Genomic DNA, 17,437 nt, shown 5'->3' with positions numbered 1-17,437 from the left:
GGGTGAGCAAGGACAAGCCCGTCAGCCCGATCGACGTTGCGGCATCACGCCTGCGTGACGTTGCCCTGACCGCCGACGAGGGCACCCTGCTTGGCAGCGAGGATGCGCTGGTCGAGATGGCCGGTGTTTCGCGCGTTACCGTGCGGCAGGCCGCGCGGCTGCTGGAGCGGGAGGGCCTGCTCAAGGTAAAGCGCGGGATCAACGGCGGCTATTTCGCCTCGCGGCCTGATGCCGATCTCGTTGTAGCCACGGTGTGCAACTATCTCGATTCACTGGGCTTTCAGGCCAACCGCACCGGCAATGTCAGCACGGCCTTGTGGGTGGAGACGCTGCGTCAGGCGGCCTGCGCGGACCGTGACCGGGTGCGCAAGGTGGCCCGCGAACTGGTCGCATTGTACGAAGCCGTACCCGACGAGGCGCCTGCCATCGTCATCTCGCAAGCCGAACGTGATGGCCGCAAGCGGATCTTCGAACTGATCGACGGGGCCTATATCGACCTGATTTTCCAGATCAACGTCACCTTCGCCCGCAGCAAATATGCCACCCTGGTGTCAGGATCGCCGGGCGTGGTGAACAGCCGCTTTGCCCGGCGCTGGCGGCAGGCCAAGCTCGCCGAGCTTGATGCCATCGTCCAGGGCGACGAGCTGCTTGCCATGATGGCCGCCCTGCACACGCGCCGCCTGTGGGAGGGCCGCGCGGTCGATTGGAGCCAGGACGACGACAGCGGGCAATGACCCCGGACGGCGCGCCCGGCACGCTTGACGAAAAGCCGCAGCCGGCTCCCCGCCTCGGGCTTGGTGTCCAGTTGCTCTATGGCCTTGGCGCTCTGGCAAGCGCTGCCAAGACGGTCCCCATCAGCCTGTTCCTGATGCTCTACTGGAACCAGATCGTCGGCCTGTCGGCTTTCATGGTTTCGGCGATCGTCATGGTCTCGCTGGTTTTCGACGCGGTGTTCGATCCGTTGGTCGGGGCGTGGTCCGACCGGTTGCGCAGCCGGCTGGGGCGGCGCTTGCCGCTGATGTACGCGGCCATCGTGCCGATGTCGGTGCTGTTCATCATGCTGTGGACCCCGCCGCGCTTCACCCCCTTCGGCATTGAGATCTACCTGGCGGTGGTCCTGCTGGCGCTGCGTCTGTTTGATACCCTGTTCGAATTGCCCCACCTCGCGCTCGTGCCCGAACTGACGCGCGACTATGACGAGCGGACCCGCCTGCTCACCATCCGGTCGCTGTTCGAAGCCGTCGGCGGAATTGGCATTTCGGCGCTCGCCTACAACTACTTCTTGCGCGAGCACCCCGATGGCAGCGGCGGTGTGCTTTCGGGTCACGGCTATCTTTCGTTCGCGTTGTTCACCGGCGCGGTGATCGTGATCTGCCTGCTGATAAGCACCGTCGGGCTACATCGCCGGATCGCAGGTATGACGCCAAGTGCGCCGCAGCCGAAACCCGCCAGCCTGTTCGGACACATGCGCCGAAGCTTCGGATCGCCCGGCTTCAGGCGGCTGGCGCTGGCTGCGATACTGATTGCGCTTGGTTCCGGCATGGGCAGCGCACTGGGTCTTTACTGGCTGCTGTACTTCTACCGGTTTACCCAAGCCGAAATCTCACTTCTGTTTGTGCCGGCGATGATCGGCCTCGCGGCAACGGCACTGACGCCGGTGATCGTGCGCCGCATCGGCAAGCGCCGCACGGCGGTGGTCATGCTGTGGTTCTACCTCGCAATCACATCGCTGCCGCTGCTGGCGCGGCTCACCGAAATGGTTCCCGAACGAGGGACCCTGCTGTTCCTGCTGGTCGGCCTGCAAAGCGCGGTGGGCGCCGGGTCCATGGCGATGGTGCTCATCGCCTTGTCGTCAATGAACGCCGACCTGGTGGAAGAGGCGGAACTGCGCACCGGATACCGCTCCGAAGGACTGATGGTTTCGGCAAACACATTCGTGCGCAAGGCGTCGCAGGGTCTGGGAACTCTCGCCGCCGGGCTGGTCCTGACATTCGCCGAGTTCCCGATCGGCGCGGACAGGAGCGAGGTGCCCGGCGATGTCCTGACCCGCATGGGCTGGCTCTATCTGGCGGTCACCTTCGGGCTGGCCCTTGGCTCCACCCTGATCCTGCGCGGAGGCAACTTCGAGCGCGCGGACCATGTTCGCCGGCTGGAGAGGCTCAGCCAAAGCCAGCTGTGAACGCCACGCGCCCATCGGTGCGCGAGGCCCTGACGGTATAGGGCGCTGGCGTATGCGCGGCGACAAGGCTGGCGCCCAAATCAACCGCAAGATCAACGAGCTTGCGGCGGGTCGCAACCAGTTGGTCAATGTCCTCTCCGCCCGCGAAATGGACATGGGGGTCAGCCAGCTGGATCGGATGGTGGAAACAGTCCCCGGTGAAGAAAAGGTGCCGTCCGCCGGAATCAAGGTGGACCATCTGATGCCCCAGCGTGTGACCCGGCGAGGGTTTGACCGTGACCTGCGGGCACACGCCGTAGGTGCCTTCCGCCAGGTCCATTAGCCCGGCGCGCATCACGGGCTCGACACTCTGTTCAAACACCCCGTTGTTGTATGCCGGCACTTCCAGCCCCGTCTTCCCGCTGCGAAACCGGTCGTATTCTATGTGCTGCACGATGTAGCGCGCGTTGGGAAAGGTGGGCACCCAGCATCCATCGCGCAGGTGGGTGTTCCAGCCGCAGTGGTCGTGGTGAAGGTGCGTGCAGACCACGAAGTCTATGTCCTGCGGCCGGTAGCCGAGACGTCCCATCGTTTCGATATAGGGCGTGTCGAGCAGGTTGAAGAACGGAACGACATGCGGCCTGCCATTGCCGGTGCACGGATCGATCAGCACGATCCGGCCTCCGACTTCCACGATCCAGCTCTGGAAGACCAGATCGAACATGCCATTGGCATCGAGGAAGTGCGCTCGAGCCAATGGCGGTTCGCCGCGATCAGCGCCTCGTCCTGCGTGAAATAGGCAATCCTGTTCGGTATCCGGACCTCTTCGATCCGGTTCAGCCGGGCATCGCCGAAGGTGATCGCGGTCATGTCAGGTCATCCCGTCCAAAGTGACGCGCAGTTCAGGCGCCCGACGCCTTAGCCTCGCTCGCCATCACCGCGTGACGCTGCTTGATGCGATCGATCCAAACCTTGCGGCTGTGCTGCGCAGCAACTCCGGCCAGGTTCTCGTTTCCGCTGGCCATGGCGTTCATTTCCATGAGCTTCGCCTCGCGCCAGGAATTGACGAAGGCGGCGTGGGCGGGGCCGGAGTCGTTCTCAGCTGGCATACTGAAATGTCGGCGCGAGAACGTAACGTTCACGTCGAAGATCAGCTTGATGTAGGGGCTGTGCGCCAAGGAGAAAATTTCGTTCTGGATCATCAGATCGAGCTCGCGGACCTTGGCGAAGCTGGCGTTCTCGTCGAGCGACTTGAGCTTGCGGGATACGCGGTCGACAACGCTGCGGATTTGCGAGGACTCGGCATTGCTCGCCGCGCGGACGGCAACCACCCATAGCGCGGTTGCCATTGTCGTGGTGTCATTCCCGTCGACATTGAGCGCCTCGAGATGCGCGCCAAGCGTGCTCTCGATCGTCTCAGCCGTAGGGCGGGTCCCGAAATAGCCACCATTGATGCCCCGGCGGACTTTCAGCAGCCCTTCGCGCTCAAGCAGGCGGGCGGTTTGGCGGACAGTGCTGCGCGAACATTCGAGGCGGGTGACGAGCGAATCCTCGCTGCCGATCAGGGTGCCCTCAGGGGCGTCGAGAACGATTGCCCGCAGCCGGTCTGCTGCCTGCTGCGTCGCGGTGCGACGCTTGGTCTTGGCCATCTGTGCACACTCCCCAATGGGACGATTTGTCCGCATTTTCCCCAAATCGCGGAAAAGTCGCCCCTGCGCAACCCGCGCATGCCGATATTCCGGCTATAGATTATCCTCAATGGCCGCAGGCACTTCTGCGCATAGAACCCTCTCTTTAGGCCTCATTCGCACCAGCGATTGCCGCAAACTAGCTTAAAGAGGAAGAAAATGCCATTGCCAGCGCTTGTCAAAGAATATACTGAAGGCACTCAGATAACAAGATTGCGAAAGCGAAGCGCGGCCAAAGTGGCTTAAACATGACCCTCAAAAGCATGTGCGCGTCGTAAAAGAGACAAAGATGACCGGCACGAACCGGTCATATCCGTACTTTGGAGAGGGGGATTGCACATGAAGTTCCGTACATTCATTCTGCTGGCCAGCACTTGCCTGGCCCCGGTCGCGTTCACAGGCCAGGCCTATGCCCAGTCTTCCGCGCCGGCCTCTTCCGATGAGGAAAATGTCGACAAGGACGAGATCGTCGTCACCGGTTCGAACATCCGCGGCATCACGCCCGCCGGTGGCAATTCCACCGCCGTTTCCAAGCAAGAGATCGAAGCGCGCGGCGCAACCAGCGTGACCGAACTGCTCGATACCATCCCGCAGGTTTCGGGCGGCGCATCGAACCAAGGCTTCGGCACGGGTATTCCGCAGGTCAGCGCCGGTCAGGTCGGTGCCTCGTTCGGCAGCGGCACCAGCGTCATCAAGCCCGGCCTGCGCCAGAATCCCGGCGATGCGGAAACCGGTACGTCCACCCTGTTGCTGGTCAACGGCTTGCGCACTTCGGGCACCGGCATCACTCAGAACGTTGCCGATCCGAACACCATCCCGGTCTCGATCATCGAGCGCGTGGACGTCAGCCTTGATGGCGGCTCGGCGATCTATGGTTCGGACGCGATCGGCGGCGTGATGAACTTCGTCACCCGGCGCTCGTTCGAAGGCGCGGAAGTTTCCGGCAAGTACGGTTTTGCCGAGGGCGGTTACCGCAACTGGGACGTCAACGCGACGGTGGGCAAGAAGTGGGACAACTTCTCGGCCTTCATTTCCTACAACTACGCCGGCTCCAAGCCGCTGCAAAACTACAAGGTGGACTGGTTCCAGCCGCTCGATTTCTCGACCGGGTATGAGCGCGACCTGCGCTGCAATACGCCCAACGTCCAGTTCGGCTCGAGCAGCGTCGTTGCCGGAACGCACTATTATTCGTCGACTGCCACCGGGATCGGGACTGCCCCGTTCACCACGACCGGCACCTTGATCGGCACGCCGAATGTCTGCTCGCTTGGCGCGCTGGGATACAAGTCTCCGGAGACCGAGCGCCACAACGTCTACGGCGTTGTTGCCGTCGATCTGTCCGACAACATCGAGTTCACCCTGCGCGGCCGCTATGCGCAGAGCCGGGTCGCAGCGATCAATGGCTATATCGATAACCCCGGTACTGCCGGTTACACGACGACTATCACCAGCCGCAATCCGTTCTACCGTCCGGTCCCGGCTGGCGAGACTGCCAACGGCAATTATACCGTTCTCGGCAATTTCAGCTCGTTCATCCCGCTTGAGGACCGTGAGGCATCGACCTTCTTCAAGCAGTGGGGCGCTGTGGGCGAAGTGCTCGCACGGCTGGGCGGTGACTGGCAGGGCAAGTTCACCTTCAACTATGATGAAAGCCGCAGCAACGCGACGGCTCCTTCGACCGACACGGCTGCCTTCAACCAGATGCTGATGACGTCGAACACTTCAACGACAAGCTGCGCGGTCGCGGCCAACCTCAACTTCACCGCGCCCTCGGCAGCGAACCTCGCTGCGGCGCAGGCCGCCTGCTTCAACGTGTTCAATCCGGGCGCGACCAATCCGGCGCTCCTCGCCAAAATCACCGGCGGTCATCTCGACAGCTTCGCCCGCGACCGCATCTTCCAGACGCGCGCCGTGTTCGACGGCACCGTTGTTTCCCTGCCGGGCGGTCCGCTGAAGGCGGCGATCGGCGCCGAATATTTCGTCGATTCCACGACCAACGGGTTCTCCCAGATCCTGCCTTCCACGACCACGAACTTCCGTCCGCCTTCGGCCACGCAGAAGGTCTGGTCGGTATTCAGCGAAGCCAGCATCCCGCTGATCACCGAAGAGAACGCGACGCCGTTCATCAAGGAACTCCGGCTGTCCGCATCGGGCCGCTATGACAAGTTCAACCGCTATGGCGGCACGTTCAACCCGCACTTCGGAGTGGTCTGGCGTCCGATCGACATCCTCGCCCTGCGCGGTGCCTGGGGCAAGTCGTTCCGTGCTCCGACGACGATGGACGTGATCGCCAGCAGCCCTGCCGGTTCGCAGGTCAACTTCCGTACTGTCAACCAGGTGTTCCCGTTCAGCCAGGCGCTGATCAATCCCAGCGTACCTTGCGTGATCAACGCCAACTCGACCGCAACCTGCGCAGGCGGCCAGCTCACCACGCTCGCCACAATCCAGGGGACCAGTCCCAGCCTCAAGCCGCAAACCGGCAAGAGCTGGTCGATCGGGGCGGACTTCACGCCCGTCGACGGTCTGCGCGCCAGCCTGACCTATTACGTCACGACTTACGAAAACGCTTTTGCCAACCCGTCGCTCAACCCGGCCTATTCGACGCTGGGCCTCGGCATTTACAACAACTCGGCTGGCACCGCGATTACCCAGTCGATGATCGATGCTTTCATCGCACAGGGTTCGCTCGTCATCGGACCGACGGGCACCTCGCCGCCGGCAACGCCCAGCAACATCTACCTGCTGGCGGACATCCGCACGGTGAACATGAAGTCCAGCCGCGTCTCGGGTCTGGATTACTCGCTGCGCTATGACTTCAGCACCGGCTTCGGCAAGATGTGGGCCAGCATCAACGGCACCCATAATCTGACCAACACGTCGGTCCCCTATCCCGGGTCGCCGACGGTCAACAACCTGATCGTCTCGCAAGGCGCAACGGCGGGCAGCGAATCCGGTCCGCTCGGCCGCTTCACGGCGCAGCTTGGCGCGCAATCGGGTGGTTTCCGCACCCAGCTGACCTTGACCCATCTCGACGGGTTCCAGGTCCTGCCGACGTCGACGCTGTTCCAGAGCTCGGTGGATTCGTGGAACCAGTTCGGTCTCTACACGTCCTATGAGTTCCCGGAGGAAAGCCGGATCCTCAGCGGTACGCAGATCTCGGTGACAGTGAACAACCTGTTCAACACCGCTCCGCCGCTGGTCAAGTCGGTCGCCAACATCGCCGGTTCGGTCAACGGGCACTTCGGCGACACGGTTGGCCGGGTCATCCAGTTCGGTTTGCGCAAGCGGTTCTGACCGGATCGCAACATCTTCGCGGCCCGGTTTTCTCCCAAGGACCGGGCCGCGTTCCTCTCAACGGATTTTTCGATGACCTCTTTGCACGCCAGGCCGCAATCCTATCGCGCGGCGATCTTTCGCGGCCCTGGCAAGGTTGATGTGGTCGAACTTCCTTATCCGGCTTGCGGCGATGATGAAGCGATCGTGCGCAATGTCATGACCGGTGTCTGCGGGTCTGACATCTTTGCCTGGCAGAAGCATGGCCCGACCAGCCGGATCTGGATCGACGAAGAATTTGGCCATGAATCCGTCAGCGAAGTCGTTGAGCTGGGCCGGAACGTACAGGGCCTCAAGATCGGAGACCGGGTCTTCGTCAACACGGACAAAGCGTTCCGCGACAAGCGCCGTGTCTCGGCAGCGGGGGGATTTTCGTCTTACCTGCGTATTCCCCAATGCGAAGTTGGTTACAGCCTGCTGCCGCTGGGCAACGACCTGCCCCTGCGCTCATCGGTGCTGTTCGAGCCCTTCGTGATCGCCACGCGCGGCGTCAAACAGCTGGCTCTGCAACCCGGTGACCATGCTGTAGTCTTCGGTGCCGGCATCATCGGCATGGCCTCGGCGATCATGCTCAAATGGTACGGTTGCGAGAACGTCATGGTGGTCGACCTGTCCGACTTCCGGCTTGAGAATGCTGCGGGGCTCGGCTTTGCCACCTGCAATCCCGCGAGGGAGAACCTGCGCGAAAAGGCCAAGGACATCTTCGGCGGCAGCCCCGGCTATCCGGCCGAGAAGTGCGGCGCGCGGCTCTATGTCGATGCCGTCGGCGTGGCATCGGTGATCGATGATTTCGCCGCGCTCGCACCGCGCGACGGTAGCTTGACGCTCGTTGGCGTGCACAAGCAGCCGGTGGCGCTCGACCTCGCGCAAGTGGCCTTCAACAACTGGCACATCCACGGCTGTGGCAGCCATTCGACCGAAGAGATGTGGCCAGAGATCCTCGACATGATGCGCTCGGGACGCTTCGATCTCGCTTCGCTCATCACGCATGAATTTCCGCTCGAGCAAATCGAAGATGCGCTCGAACAGGCAGGACGGGCCGACGAAGCCCAGAAGGTCTGCATTACCTTCCCGGCCTGACCGGCCTGCCCGAGGACACATTCATGGCTCAGACGCAAATGACCGCAGGCCAGGAATGGAAGCGTTACTGGACGCTGGTTCTCGCCTCGTCGATCGGCGTTTCGTTTTTCTCGTTCATGTCGCCGGCGCTGGGCCTGTTCATGGAGTCGCTGACCCGGGAGTTCGGCTGGAGCCGCACCCAGATCAGCCTGGGCATGTCGCTTGGTGCCATCATCACGGTGATCGGTTCTCCCTTTGCCGGGATGCTGATTGATCGCTGGGGTTCGCGCCGGCTGGCCCTGCCCGGGCTGGTTCTGACAGCCGCGTCGATTGCTGCCTTCGGACTGTCGACGGGATCTGTCGCCTTGTGGATCGGCATGTGGCTGATCTTCGGTTTCATCTCGATGACGGTGAAGACAACGGTATGGTCGACCGCGGTTGCCGGCGTGTTCGACACCAGCCGCGGCTTGGCGCTGGGTGTCACTCTTTCGGGGACTGCCGCTGCCCAAGTGATTGTCGCGCCGCTGGGCAATTGGCTGATTGCAACGCAGGGCTGGCGTGCGGCCTTCCTGTGGCTGGGCTTTGGCTGGGGCGCCGTCGCGCTGCTGTTCAGCCTGCTGTTTCTCTACGACATTCACGATCACCGTCGCGCCGCGATCAAGAACGGGGGCGAGGCGCTGACGGCCCGCGAGGATCTTTCAGGACTAACCGTGGCGCAGGCCTGGCGTAACAGCGCCTTGTGGCGCGTCGCCATCGCAACGCTCCTCATTCTGGCCGTGACTATTGCCGTCAATGTCCACCAGTTCCCGATCCTTGTCGACGCCGGACTGACCCGCGCGGATGCGGGATGGATCGGCAGCGCAGTGGGGATTGCCGGGATCGTCGGAAAGCTTGTCACCGGCTGGCTGCTCGACCGTTTTCACGCGCGCTGGATCGGCGGCATTACGCTCGCCTCGACGGCAATTGCCTTCCCGCTGCTTATCAAAGGCGTGTCGGGCACGCCGGTCATCGTCGCGGCCATGATGGTCAGCGGTTATGCCGCCGGCACCAAGATCCAGATCTGCAACTACCTGACCGCGCGCTACGCCGGCATCCGCAACTACGGTACCATCTTCGGCTTCATGGCGAGCATGATTGCTCTGGCCGGAGCAATCGGGCCGCTACTGGGCGGCGTCGCCTATGACATGTCGGGGAGCTACGCGCCCTTGTTGTGGGGCGGGGCAGTGATCTCGCTGATCAGCGGCGCGCTGATTTTCAGCCTCGGCCGTTATCCGGATTGGACCGCCGATCCAGATGCTACGCCCCGCCGATAACCTAATAAAGTGCCCTTTATGGCCTTTTAACTGGTAAAAATTTGGCTATGAGCGTTTATTATGTGCAATACAGGATGCGTTGGAGATGTTGATGTCTAAGCTGCCTTGGGACATGAGCGGTAAGGTCGTGCTGGTTACTGGCGGCAATGCTGGGATCGGATTGGGGTTCGCCAAGGGCATCGCCAAGGCCGGGGGAGATCTGGTGATCTGGGGCCGCCGGGCCGAGGCCAATGCCAAGGCAAAGGATGAACTAGCAGAGTTCGGCACGCGGGTGCTGACCCAAGAAGTCGACGTTGCTGATGAGGCCCGCGTGATCGCTGCCTTTGCCGAAGCCGTTGTGGAAATGGGCCGCGTGGACGGCATCATTGCCAATGCGGGTCTGATGCTCAACCAGGGCTGCTTCACCAACATGACCAGCGAAGCGTGGCATGGCCTGCTCTCGGTCAACCAGCACGGCGCGTTCTATGTTGCGCGCGAAGGTGCCCGCCACATGCGCGCCCGGGCCGAAGCCGGCGATCCGGGCGGCTCGATCCTGTTCTGCGCCAGCTTGTCCGCGCTCACCGGTTCGATCGGTATGCAGCACTACAACGCCGCCAAGGGCGCGATGGCGTCGCTGGCACGCGGAATTGCGGTAGATATGGGCAAGTACGGCGTGCGCGCGAACACCGTTTGCCCGGGCTATACGGTCAGCGAAACCGTAGTCGATGGCGGGCCGGACTCGCCGCTCGGCGCGCAGGTGCGCGAACGCTGCCCGATGGGCCGCTTTGGCACGGCCGACGATTTCGAGGGCATCGGCGTCTACTTCATGTCCGACGCCTCGCGCTATCACACCGGAGACCTCGTCAAGATCGATGGCGGCTGGATGGCCAATGCCGGCAAGCTCAACACCTCGGCGGAGCGCCGGGCATGAGCGAGGTTCAAACGAAGGTCTTCCGGGTCGAGCAGTTCCGCAACCCCGAGATCGCGCCGGAACGCCGCGCCGAGCTTGAAGCGGCAGAAGCCGAGCCGGTTGATCTTTCGACCGAGAGCATCCTTGCCGAAGCCAAGGCGCAGACCTGTCTTGCCGATTTCGGTTCGATGGATTTCGTCGAACGGCTTGAAGCCATCGCTGGCGAAGTTGCGCGCAACACGAACCTGTGGCGCCATTCCAAGGCGCGGATGCGCGGCTCGCTGGTCAAGGCGGCGGCGAACCGGCTGAAGAACAAGGCCTATCTCGATGCCCACCCCGAAGTGGCGAATGAAAAGATCGATCGCCCGATCATCATCGTCGGACTGCCGCGTTCGGGCACCACTCACCTAGAAAACCTGATCGCAGCCGATCGCCGCCTGCGTCACTTGCCGGTGTACCTCGGTTCCGAAGCGGTGCCGACACCGGGTGAAGAACCCGGCCCGGATGGCCGCGACCCCCGCTGGGTGCGTTCTGCTGCGCATTGGGACCGGATGAGCGGCAACCCGATCATGGCGGCCATGCACGAACATTCGCCCGATCATGCCTGCGGTGAAAACGAGCTGCAGATGCCCGACTTCACCACCTATCAGTGGGAGTGGATGGCGGAAGTCCCGGGCTGGCGTGATTACTACCTCGGCCAGGATCAGACCCCGCACTATGCCTATGGAAAGCGGATGCTCCAAGCCATCGCGCACCAGTTCCCGAGCGATCGGCGCTGGATCCTCAAGGGCAACCAGCACAGCGAGCAGGTGCCCGCGCTGATGGCAAATTATCCGGATGCCTATATCGTCCAGATCCACCGCGATCCGCTGGCGATCCTGCAATCTGTGCTGACCATGCGCGGCCTGTCGATCCTGTCCGACCAGAAGCAGCCCGACATCAAGGCCCACGTCGATTACTGGGTCGACCGGATCGAACGGATGCTCCGCGCCTATCTGCGCGACATGGACAAGGTGCCCGCCGGCCAGCGGCTCGACATCCTGTTCGGCGATGTCATCGCTGACGATGTCGGCACGGCGCAGCGCGTGCTCAATTTCGCGGGGCTGCCCTCGACCGACGAAAGCATCGCCGACATGCGCGACTACATGGACAGCCACCCGCGCGGCAAGGACGGCCGGGTGGTCTATGACCTGTCAGGCGACTTCAACCTCGACGTCGCGGCCCTGCGGGAACGCTTCGCCTTCTATCACGAAGCATTTCCCTACAAGGAAGAGGTCAAGGCAGGATGAGCCAGCCGACGCGCGACACGAACCAGCCGCTCAATGCCCAGATCATCAACGACGGTCTCGGCAAGCAGGATGCTGTCGATCTGGGGGGCGGCATCTACATGTCGAAGGACGTGTCGAACCTCTACCTCATCCGCACCGACGATGGCAGCGTGCTGATCAACACCGGGATCATCTATTCGGCTGCCGAGAACAAGCGGCGCTTCGATGCGGTAACGAGCGATCCCATCCGCAAGATCGTCTTCACCCAGAGCCATGAGGACCACATCGGCGGCTGGCCAACGTTCAACGTGCCGGGTGTCGAGACGATTGCCCAGGCTAACCAGCCCTTCGTCCGCATCCAGTACCGCGAACTGGGTCAGGCCATGGCCCGCCGCAGCCGCGCGCTGTGGAGCCGCGATCAGAAGCAGGAACTGACCGAGCGCCCCGAACCGGTTCTTACGACCACGTTCCGCGACTCCCATGCGTTCGAACTCGGCGGACGCCGGTTCGAGCTCTACTCGGTACCGGGGGGCGAGACGATCTGTTCGCTGGTGGTCTGGCTGCCGCAGGACCGCATCGTCTTCACCGGCAACATGACCGGGCCGATCTTCGGCCACGTGCCCAACCTCTATACCGTGCGCGGCGAACGCTATCGCTATGTCCAGTGGTATCTGGATTCAGTCCAGAGCGTGATTGACCTTGCCCCCGAAGTGCTGATCACCGGCCACGGCGAACCTCTGCGCGGCGCGGAGGCCATTCGCGCCAGCCTGACGAAAATGCGTGACTGCGTGCAGTCGCTGCGCGATCAGGTCTTCGCTGGGATGAACGCCGGGGTGGACCTGTGGACGCTGATGCGGACGGTGAAAATGCCGCCCGAACTCGTCATCCCGCAAGGGCATGGCAAAGTGCCGTGGATCGTCCGCTCGATCTGGGAAGAGCACATGGGCTGGTTCCGCTTCGAAAGCTCGACCGAGCTTTACGACGTGCCCCCGCAGGCCGTGTTCCCCGACCTGATCGAACTCGCCGGCGGCATTGAACCGGTGCTCGGCAGGGCGCAGGCGCTGTTCGATGCGGGCAAGCCACTTGAGGCCATGCATCTCGCCGAAGCCGTGTTGGCGGAGGAAGCGGGCAACCGCGCCGCGCTCGGCATCAAACTTGCCGCAACCGAAGCCATCCTTGAGCGCGAAGGCCGCGAGAACTTCAGCGAAGTGCGCTGGCTCGAAGCCCAGATCGCCAAGCTTCGCACCGAACTGGAGGGCTGAACCATGGCCGTCAATTCGCGCCTTTCCGTCGATGCAATGTGCAGCTTTCGCTGGTCGTTCGAACAGGATCTGGCCTTGTGGACCAGCCTTGGCGTTCGGCACGCTGGCCTCCTGATCTCGAAAATCTCCGACGCCCCGGCACAAAGAATGCGGCAACTGGCAGACGCCGGCATCGGCTGCTCGACTCTGATCGTCGGCAGCTATGATCTCTCCTCGCCAAGTTCGTGGGAAGCTACCCGGGCCAGCCACCGTGAAGCCATTGACCTTGTTGCTGGCATCGGCGGCCATTCGATCTACTTCACCCCCGGGCGCACTGTTCGCTTGGACTGGGACGAAGACGCAAGCCTGCTGGCCGAAGCGGTCAAACCGACAGTCGCTTATGGCTCGGAAAAGGGCGTGAAGGTCGCAATCGAACCGACGCAGCGCACCAGCGTATCGTTCATCACCAGCCTCGCCGACGCCGTCGACATGGTGGAGCTAAGCGGCCTGTCCATCGTTGCCGACTTCGCCAATATCTGGACCCAGCGCGATCTGGGGCAGGTGTTCAAACGGGCCATGCCGCATGTCGCGCTGATCCAGATCGACGATGTTGTGATAGGTTCGTCAGGCCGCCCCGCACCGGGCGGACGCGCGCATATCGGCAAGGGCGAACTGCCGGTGCAGCGTTTCATGCAGGACGTAATTGATGCCGGCTACACCGGTGTGTTCGACCTCGAAGTGGTGCCAGCGGACTTCTCCGCCGCCACCGATGAAGCCGAACTGCGGGAAGGCATTATGGCGGCGTCTGCGCTGCTTGATGCCATGGGGATATCTTGAACATGATTAACCGCCTGGGTATCGAAAATCTGACCCTGATGGGCATGCCGCCCATCCAGTACGTCGAACTTGCCGCCGAACTGGGCTGCGTAGGCGTATCGCTCGGCCTGACGTCGATGCCCTTCGAACGGTTCGGGTTCACCAACGTGAACCTATACCCGGAGTGGTCGCTGGTTGATGATTTGAAGCTGCGCCGGGAGTTTAAGGCCGCACTTGCCGACACCGGGATTGCCATTTCGCTCGGTGAAGGCTTCCGCGCCGACCCGACGTTAGACGTTAGCGAGAAGGCCGAATGGCTGGATATTCTTGCCGAGCTGGGGGGGCAGCGGATCAATGCTGTCAGTATCGAGAGCGACCGCGCGAGGACCATCGACCAGTTGGGCAAATTGGCGGACATGACCCTCGACCGCGGCATGCAATTTACAGTCGAGTTCGCGCCGCCAAATGCGATCAATTCGCTGTCGGACGCAATCTCAGTCGCTCGGGCCATTGGCGGAGGCAAGGCAAAGGTCCTGATAGATTCAATGCATTTCTATCGTTCGGGCAGCAAGACCGAGGAAATTACCGCGATTGATTCAGATCTGATCGGGTATGCACAACTCTGCGATGCGCCATGGGAGCCGGTGGATGCAAAACCCTATCTGATGGAATCCACGTTCGGACGATCAGTGCCAGGCAAGGGCGATTTTCCCCTTCGTGATTGGATCGCGTCGTTACCTGAACACGTTCATATCGGTATCGAAGCGCCGGCTCTGGCCGACCTCCTCGCTGGACTTTCGCCTGGAGACCATGCAGCACGTGTGGTGGCTGCAGCGAGGGCGCTTGGGGCCTGACATTAGCTCAATAGAAATGCAAAGTCCGTAGGGACAATGGGCTCAAAAATAGCCAAATCGACTCATCGGTCCCGCCTGAACTCTTCAAGCGCCTTGCCTTCCCGCGAAGCTCCCTTCGCCCATGACCGGTTCTGAAGCTTCACCTTGTAGCGCTCGGGCATGCCGTCGTTGATGATGTCGAAGATGCGCTGCTCAAAGTGCCATTCGGCGAGCCAGAATTCCTTCTGCTTCTCGCCGCGCGCCTTGCGCCACTTCTCCGCGAAAGCATTGACCTCATCCTGCGCCTCGGCGCGGCGAGCGATGCGCTTCTCCCAATCCTTCTTCTCGCGTTCATCGAGCGGCCCTTCGGTCCGCACGTGACCAGTGCGCATATCGATGACGATGTCATCGGGATGCGGGACCGGATCGGGTAGGTCAGTGATCCCCAGCTTGCGCCGGCGCTCGAGCTCTTCTGTCCATTTCTGCTGGTACTCGAACGCGTTTTCCATGGATGTCAGGCGCTCGCTCGACTTGCGCTCCTCGACGGTGCGCACCAGCTCGGCGAGCGCGCGCTGCGACAGGCGGCTGCCCTTCATCGCCGAGATCGCCAGCGAGCGGACCGCGGCCTGGATCGCGGGCAGCTCGATGGTCTTTTCGCCCTCGCGGATGGTGACCGGGCGGTAGGCCTCCTCGAGAATGAGGTTGTCAGTCGGCTGCAGCGCAGGGTCCAGGGGCTTGGGCTTGTTCTTCGCGCCGCGGGGCCTGCCGCCCGGGTTGCCCGAACGTCCCTTCTGGAACCGGTGCTGGGCAGGCGGTCGCCCATAGCCAACTGCTTGTCCCGAGGCCGGCACCGGCAGCTTGTTATCGCTCATTCAGCCGCCTCCAGATTGTCGAGCACAACATCAAGCCGCGCATCGGCCAGGTCTTCGAACGTCTCGTTGGTCACCGCCAGCGTCGCTCGCTTGCCCGCAAGCCGCTCCCAGCGGCGCACGATCGTGTCACAGTAGAGCGGATCGTACTCGATCAGCCGTGCTGCGCGCCCGGTCTTCTCGGCCGCGATCAGCGTAGAGCTCGAGCCGCCGAAGCAGTCGAGTACCACCTCGCCGCGGCGCGAGCAGTCGCGGATGGCATCGGCGATGAGCGCCACCGGTTTGACCGTGGGGTGCATGGCCAGCTCTTCCGAACGCGAACCCGAGATGCTGCTGATACCAGCGTAGTCCCAGACATTGGTGCGATAGCGCCCGGTCTCACCTAGGTCGAAGCTGTTGGTGTGCTCGGCGGTGCCTTGCTTGAACACGAACACCAGCTCGTGCTTCGAACGGTAGAACGCTCCCGTGCCGCCATTGGTCTTGTTCCACACCACGAGGTTCTTGAGCTCGGTGAAGCAGTGCTGCCCTGCTGCGAGCAGTTCGCCCATGTGGCGCCAGTCCATGCAGACAAACGCGATGGCGCCGTCGCGCATCACCGATGCGGCATTGCCGAGCGTATCGGCAAGGAAGGTCGTGAACTGGGTCTGGCTCATCTCGCCAGAGGCAAAGGCGAACTCGCGGTGCTTGACCGTGCCCAGCCCGCAGACATTGCCATCGATCTTCACGTTGTAGGGCGGATCGGTGAACACGAGGTCAGCGACCTCGCCGCCCATCAGGGCCTCGAAGTGGATCGCGCTGCGCGCGTCGCCGCACAACAGCCGGTGGCGTCCGAGTTGCCAGAGGTCGCCCTGGCGCGAGACTGCGGGGCCAGCAGCAAAGCTGACCTGGTCATCTTGGCCGTCGACCTGATCAGGATCGGCATCGCTTGCTTCGTCAAGCACAAGGTCGATCTCGGCTAGGCTGAGCCCGGTGAGCTCGGTATCGAACTCGAGGTCGACGAGCGCCTGCAGCTCGATCGCCAAGATCTCCTTGTTCCAGCCGGCGTTGAGTGCGAGCTTGTTGTCGGCAAGCACATAGGCCCGCCGGTCGGTCTCAGAGAGGTGCGAGAGGGCCAGCGTCGGGACCGCCTTCCAGCCGAGCGACTTCGCCGCTTCGACCCGGCCATGCCCGGCGATGATCTCGCCGTCGTCCGAGATCAGCACCGGGTTGGTGAACCCGAACCGCACGATAGAGGCAGCGATCTGCTTGATCTGCTTTTTGGAGTGGGTGCGCGCGTTGCGCGAATAGGGCTTGAGCGCAGATATCGCGCGGTCAGCCACCTGGCAGGTGTGCATCAGTTGTTCCTTTCCGTCAGCCGTCACGGCGATGGTCCGAGGAGTATACACTAAGACGTCTCTGGAGAAAAGATCATAAAGGGAACATTCGTCGCGGCCTGAACACGGCCTGCCTTGAAAAATGGCCCCTCATGGCTCGAACATGGCGTCGGAAACGGTCACGCACCTTGGCTGTGATCGTTGGGCCATCCGATTGGACGAGCGCCCTGTTTTCGCCAGGCATTTCGCTGTTACGCGAAGTCAACTTCCCTGTTCCGCAATTTCGGATTCCCTGTTCCGCGTGCAGGGAATTTGGCTTGGAAGTGGCGGATGTCTGCGGCCTAGAGAGCCTCACTGGTCAATATTCGCCCTCAAATTTTCGCTATTTCCCTGTAAATTCCCAGTAAACAGGGAAAACAGGGACCGAGACGGGTCAGCACCTGACCGCGTCGCGCACCATTTCTCCGCCGTTCGTCCTCCCCTGTTTGGAGGACATTAGGCAGTCCCGCATACAATCGGCATCACTCCTGCGATCCTGCGGGGGCCCGGCGATTCGGTTTCAGGACCGGGACATCCTTGCGTCTCCGGATCAAAGCGGCTTGACCTGATCGGCAAATCCAGCGATGTGAGCGCCACAAAATAGCGGGGCTGAACCCG

General features: G+C 62.4%; 15 protein-coding genes. 10 read left to right on the top strand and 5 right to left on the bottom strand.

Annotated elements, in window-relative coordinates:
* Positions 1–2 precede the first annotated feature (2 nt).
* Positions 3–734 carry a GntR family transcriptional regulator gene (locus WG900_RS19700; RefSeq protein WP_339970023.1) on the top strand — a complete coding sequence of 244 codons (732 nt, stop codon included), beginning with the start codon at positions 3–5 and terminating at the stop codon, positions 732–734.
* Positions 731–2,179, top strand: coding sequence for an MFS transporter (locus WG900_RS19695; RefSeq protein WP_339970021.1), 1,449 nt, complete (start codon positions 731–733; stop codon positions 2,177–2,179). The genes WG900_RS19700 and WG900_RS19695 overlap by 4 nt, the downstream gene beginning before the upstream one ends.
* Here the strand turns inward: WG900_RS19695 and WG900_RS19690 are convergent.
* The 3 genes from WG900_RS19690 to WG900_RS19680 are packed head-to-tail and all read right to left on the bottom strand — an operon-like array spanning position 2,160 to position 3,807.
* Positions 2,160–2,882: an MBL fold metallo-hydrolase gene (locus tag WG900_RS19690; RefSeq protein WP_339970019.1), complete on the bottom strand. Its 723-nt coding sequence runs from the start codon at positions 2,880–2,882 to the stop codon at positions 2,160–2,162. The genes WG900_RS19695 and WG900_RS19690 overlap by 20 nt on opposite strands.
* Complete coding sequence (locus WG900_RS19685) at positions 2,825–3,028, bottom strand: hypothetical protein (protein ID WP_339970017.1); 204 nt, start codon at positions 3,026–3,028, stop codon at positions 2,825–2,827. The genes WG900_RS19690 and WG900_RS19685 overlap by 58 nt, the downstream gene beginning before the upstream one ends.
* A 32-nt stretch (positions 3,029–3,060) precedes the next feature.
* Positions 3,061–3,807, bottom strand: a complete 747-nt coding sequence (locus WG900_RS19680) for a FadR/GntR family transcriptional regulator (protein WP_339970015.1) — start codon at positions 3,805–3,807, stop codon at positions 3,061–3,063.
* A gap of 378 nt (positions 3,808–4,185) precedes the next feature.
* Here WG900_RS19680 and WG900_RS19675 point away from each other — a divergent pair, with 378 nt between their 5' ends.
* The 8 genes from WG900_RS19675 to WG900_RS19640 all read left to right on the top strand — a co-directional run bounded on the left by WG900_RS19675 (position 4,186) and on the right by WG900_RS19640 (position 14,619).
* Entirely contained in the window at positions 4,186–7,140 is a 2,955-nt protein-coding gene (locus WG900_RS19675; protein ID WP_339970013.1) for a TonB-dependent receptor domain-containing protein, read from the top strand.
* A 72-nt stretch (positions 7,141–7,212) separates the two neighbouring features.
* A complete protein-coding gene (locus WG900_RS19670; RefSeq protein WP_339970012.1) occupies positions 7,213–8,259 on the top strand; it encodes a zinc-dependent alcohol dehydrogenase in 1,047 nt (348 codons plus the stop codon).
* Positions 8,260–8,282: 23 nt separating this feature from the next.
* Positions 8,283–9,551: an MFS transporter gene (locus WG900_RS19665; protein WP_339970010.1), complete on the top strand. Its 1,269-nt coding sequence runs from the start codon at positions 8,283–8,285 to the stop codon at positions 9,549–9,551.
* A 91-nt stretch (positions 9,552–9,642) separates the two neighbouring features.
* Positions 9,643–10,461 carry an SDR family NAD(P)-dependent oxidoreductase gene (locus tag WG900_RS19660; RefSeq protein ID WP_339970008.1) on the top strand — a complete coding sequence of 273 codons (819 nt, stop codon included), beginning with the start codon at positions 9,643–9,645 and terminating at the stop codon, positions 10,459–10,461.
* A complete protein-coding gene (locus WG900_RS19655) occupies positions 10,458–11,729 on the top strand; it encodes a sulfotransferase family protein (protein ID WP_339970007.1) in 1,272 nt (423 codons plus the stop codon). Before WG900_RS19660 ends, WG900_RS19655 begins: the two co-directional genes overlap by 4 nt.
* Positions 11,726–12,970 carry an alkyl sulfatase dimerization domain-containing protein gene (locus tag WG900_RS19650; protein ID WP_339970005.1) on the top strand — a complete coding sequence of 415 codons (1,245 nt, stop codon included), beginning with the start codon at positions 11,726–11,728 and terminating at the stop codon, positions 12,968–12,970. The genes WG900_RS19655 and WG900_RS19650 overlap by 4 nt, the downstream gene beginning before the upstream one ends.
* A 3-nt stretch (positions 12,971–12,973) precedes the next feature.
* Positions 12,974–13,786, top strand: coding sequence for a sugar phosphate isomerase/epimerase family protein (locus WG900_RS19645; protein ID WP_339970003.1), 813 nt, complete (start codon positions 12,974–12,976; stop codon positions 13,784–13,786).
* A gap of 2 nt (positions 13,787–13,788) precedes the next feature.
* Positions 13,789–14,619, top strand: coding sequence for a sugar phosphate isomerase/epimerase family protein (locus tag WG900_RS19640; RefSeq protein WP_339970001.1), 831 nt, complete (start codon positions 13,789–13,791; stop codon positions 14,617–14,619).
* Between the two features lie 62 nt (positions 14,620–14,681).
* On the opposite strand, the gene WG900_RS19635 is transcribed toward WG900_RS19640, so the two are convergent.
* Positions 14,682–15,470 (bottom strand): DUF5681 domain-containing protein, encoded by a 789-nt coding sequence (locus WG900_RS19635; RefSeq protein WP_339969999.1) that lies wholly within the window; start codon positions 15,468–15,470, stop codon positions 14,682–14,684.
* On the bottom strand, positions 15,467–16,801 hold the full coding sequence (locus WG900_RS19630) for a site-specific DNA-methyltransferase (protein ID WP_339969998.1): 1,335 nt from the start codon (positions 16,799–16,801) through the stop codon (positions 15,467–15,469). The genes WG900_RS19635 and WG900_RS19630 overlap by 4 nt, the downstream gene beginning before the upstream one ends.
* Positions 16,802–17,437 lie beyond the last annotated feature (636 nt).

Origin of the sequence: Novosphingobium aquae, assembly GCF_037572715.1 — a bacterium.
Lineage (GTDB): Bacteria > Pseudomonadota > Alphaproteobacteria > Sphingomonadales > Sphingomonadaceae > Novosphingobium > Novosphingobium aquae.
This window is presented reverse-complemented; position numbering and strand designations above follow the sequence as displayed.